Raw genomic sequence first — 2,968 nt, forward strand, 5'->3', positions numbered from 1 at the left:
CACGGGGTTGCGCTACCTCGGCAGGGAGGGCGCCGGCGAGGTGCAGACCCCGGTTCGGGGGGACGTGGCGATCGGGGACCGCGCCTGGTGGCGTCACGCGAAGGCAGGCGAGGTTTGCGAGCGGTTCGACACGCTCCACGTGGTGGACGACACTGCACAGGGGTCCGCGGTGGTGGACCGCTGGCCCACCTACCGTGGGGAAGGGAAGTGCTTCGGATGACGGACACCATGCCGATGACCGACGAGATGCGGGCCCTCCTGCACTCCGAGGCCGTCTCGATCACCGCCGACCTCGTCTCCATCGACTCGACCAACACCGGCGACCCCGCCTCGATCGGTGACGGCGAGACCCGCGTGTGCCGACGGATCGCCGAGTACCTGGACGAGGTGGGCATCCCGAGTGAACTGGTGGAGTCCGTGCCCGGCCGCGGCAGTCTGTTCGCCCGGGTGGACGGGTCCGATGCCGCCGCCGGAGGCCTCGTGGTGCACGGCCACGTCGACGTCGTGCCCGCCGTCGCCGAGGACTGGTCGGTCCCGCCGTTCGCGGGGGAGATCCGTGACGGCTGGCTCTACGGCCGGGGAACCGTCGACATGAAGAACATGATCGGCATGATCCTGGCCGTCGTGCGTCACTACCGCCGGGAGGGGATCGTGCCGCGCAGACCCCTGTTACTCGCCTTCTTCGCCGACGAAGAGGCCGCGGGGACGATGGGGGCACAGTGGGTGGTACGCGAACGCCCCGAGATCTTCGACGGAATGACCCACGCGCTCAGCGAGGTCGGCGGGTGGTCCGTCCCGGTGTCCGGACGCCGGCTCTACCCGATCGCGGTCGCCGAGAAGGGCGTCGCCTGGGCTCGGGTGAGCGCGAAGGGCGCCGCCGCCCACGCGTCCCGTCCGACCCCCGACAACGCCGTCGCCGCGATCGCCGGTGCCGTACACCGGGTCGCGAGCCGCCACTTCCCCGTCGCACCCACGGAGGCCAACACCGCCCTCGCCTCCGCGGTCGGTGAGCTCGCCGGGACGAGTGGCGACGTCGCGGACCTGCCCGCGCACCTCGGCGTGCTCGGGCATTTCGGCCCGTTGGTGGAGGCGTCGCTCTCGCACACCGCGTCGCCGACCATCCTGTCCGCCGGGTACAAGACCAACGTCATCCCCTCCGAGGCGTTCGCTGAGATCGACTGTCGCGTACTGCCCGGGGGAGAGGAGACCTTCCGCGCTGAGATCGAGGCCGAGCTCGGGCCCGACGTCGCGGTCGACTGGATCTGGCAACCGCCGATCGCCGCGCCCGCGGACGATCCGTTGGTCTCCGTCATCCGTGAGGCGGTCCTGGCGTCCGACCCCGGAGCCCTTGTCGTCCCGTACCTCCTGCCGGCCAGCACGGACAACAAGCACCTCGCTCCTCTGGGGATCCACGGGTACGGTTTCGTCCCGCTGAGGGTCCCGGACGAGTTCGACGTCTTCGGCCATTTCCACGCCGTCGACGAGAGGGTCCCCGTCGACGCCCTGCACTTCGGCGCGGACGTCCTCGCCCGGGTGCTCCGGTCGGCGTGAGAGGCCCGTTCTCCGGTAGGCGTCGGACCGCGCAACCGCGGACCCCGTTACCCGCGGATGTGTGGGTGCTGGTCGCCGCCGCGTTCGCCGTGGCGGTCGGCTACGGTCTCGTCGCCCCCGTGCTCCCGCAATACGCGCGGAGCTTCGACGTCTCGGTGACCGCCGCGTCGGTGGTCGTGAGCGCCTTCGCCTTCTTCCGTCTGGTGTTCGCCCCCGCCGGCGGGTTCCTCGTGGACCGCCTGGGCGAACGCTGGGTCTACATGTCGGGCCTGCTCATCGTCGTCGTGTCGACTCTGGCCACCGGTATGGCCCAGTCCTACTGGCAGTTGCTGGTGTTCCGGGGGCTCGGGGGGCTCGGGTCGACGATGTTCACCATCTCGGCCATGGCGCTGCTCACCCGCCTCTCACCCCCCGGCGCCAGGGGACGTATCGCCGGTCTGTACGCCACCGCGTTCCTGATCGGCAACATCGGCGGGCCGGTTCTCGGCGGGTTGCTCGCCGGGTTCGGCATGCGGGTGCCGTTCTTCGTCTACTCCGTCACCCTGCTCGTCGCGACCGGGGTGGTGGCGGTGTTCCTGCGAGGAGGGCGCCGGCCCTCGGCGGACGACGGGATGCCCGAGCAGGAGGCGCTCCCGGTGAGGGAGGCTCTACGCGACAGCGGATACCGCGCCGCGCTCGTGTCCAGCTTCGCCAACGGGTGGAGTTCCTTCGGCGTGCGCGTGGCGATCGTCCCACTCTTCGCCGCCGCGAACTTCGACGCCGGCGCCGGTGTCGCCGGCACCGCGCTGGCCTCCTTCGCCGTGGGCACCGCGGCCGTCGTCTCGGTGGCGGGGTGGTTGTCGGACAGGTACGGACGACGACCACTGGTGATCGGTGGACTGGTGGTCTCCGGGGTGTCAACGCTGGCGCTGGGCTGGTGCGATACGGTTCCCCTCCTCGTGGCCGCCTCGGTGGTGGCGGGAATGGGCGCGGGGGTGCTCAATCCCGCGCAGCAGGCCTCCGTCGCGGACGTGATCGGTGCGGATCGCGCAGGGGGTAAGGTGCTCGCGACCTTCCAGATGGCGAGTGATTCCGGAGCGATCCTCGGTCCGGTGCTGGTGGGCCTCGTCGTGGACGGGTTCGGCTACACCGCCGGATTCGTGCTCTCCGGGGCGCTGCTCCTCGCCGCGGTGGTGCCGTGGGTGTTCGCCAGAGAGACGCATGAGCGCCTCGGCCGGGACGGCGACGGGGGAGTGACCAGCGCCGCGGTGTCGCGGACGGGGTCGTCGACGCCGTAGCATGAGTCTTCTCATGAGCAACGACAACGAGGACCGTACCGCCACTGCCGGCGACGAGGTCGAGACCGCCGCCAGCGCCCCAGACACCACCGAGCCCGCAGCAGAGCCCGTGGCCGAGCCCGCCGCCGAGCCCGTGGCCG

2 protein-coding genes and 1 pseudogene are annotated in these 2,968 nt (G+C 71.2%); all 3 read left to right on the forward strand.

The features are described 5' to 3' along the window. Positions 1-220 (forward strand): annotated as a pseudogene (locus G6026_RS17420) (amino acid deaminase/aldolase); the annotation flags it as partial. Then, positions 217-1,551, forward strand: a complete 1,335-nt coding sequence (locus tag G6026_RS12740) for a M20/M25/M40 family metallo-hydrolase (RefSeq protein ID WP_182613389.1) — start codon at positions 217-219, stop codon at positions 1,549-1,551. The pseudogene G6026_RS17420 and the gene G6026_RS12740, both read left to right, overlap by 4 nt. A 65-nt stretch (positions 1,552-1,616) precedes the next feature. Next, on the forward strand, positions 1,617-2,828 hold the full coding sequence (locus tag G6026_RS12745) for an MFS transporter (protein WP_107756735.1): 1,212 nt from the start codon (positions 1,617-1,619) through the stop codon (positions 2,826-2,828). Positions 2,829-2,968: the final 140 nt, after the last annotated feature.

This window comes from Dietzia sp. DQ11-38-2 (genome assembly GCF_014145055.1).
Classification (GTDB): Bacteria; Actinomycetota; Actinomycetes; order Mycobacteriales; family Mycobacteriaceae; genus Dietzia.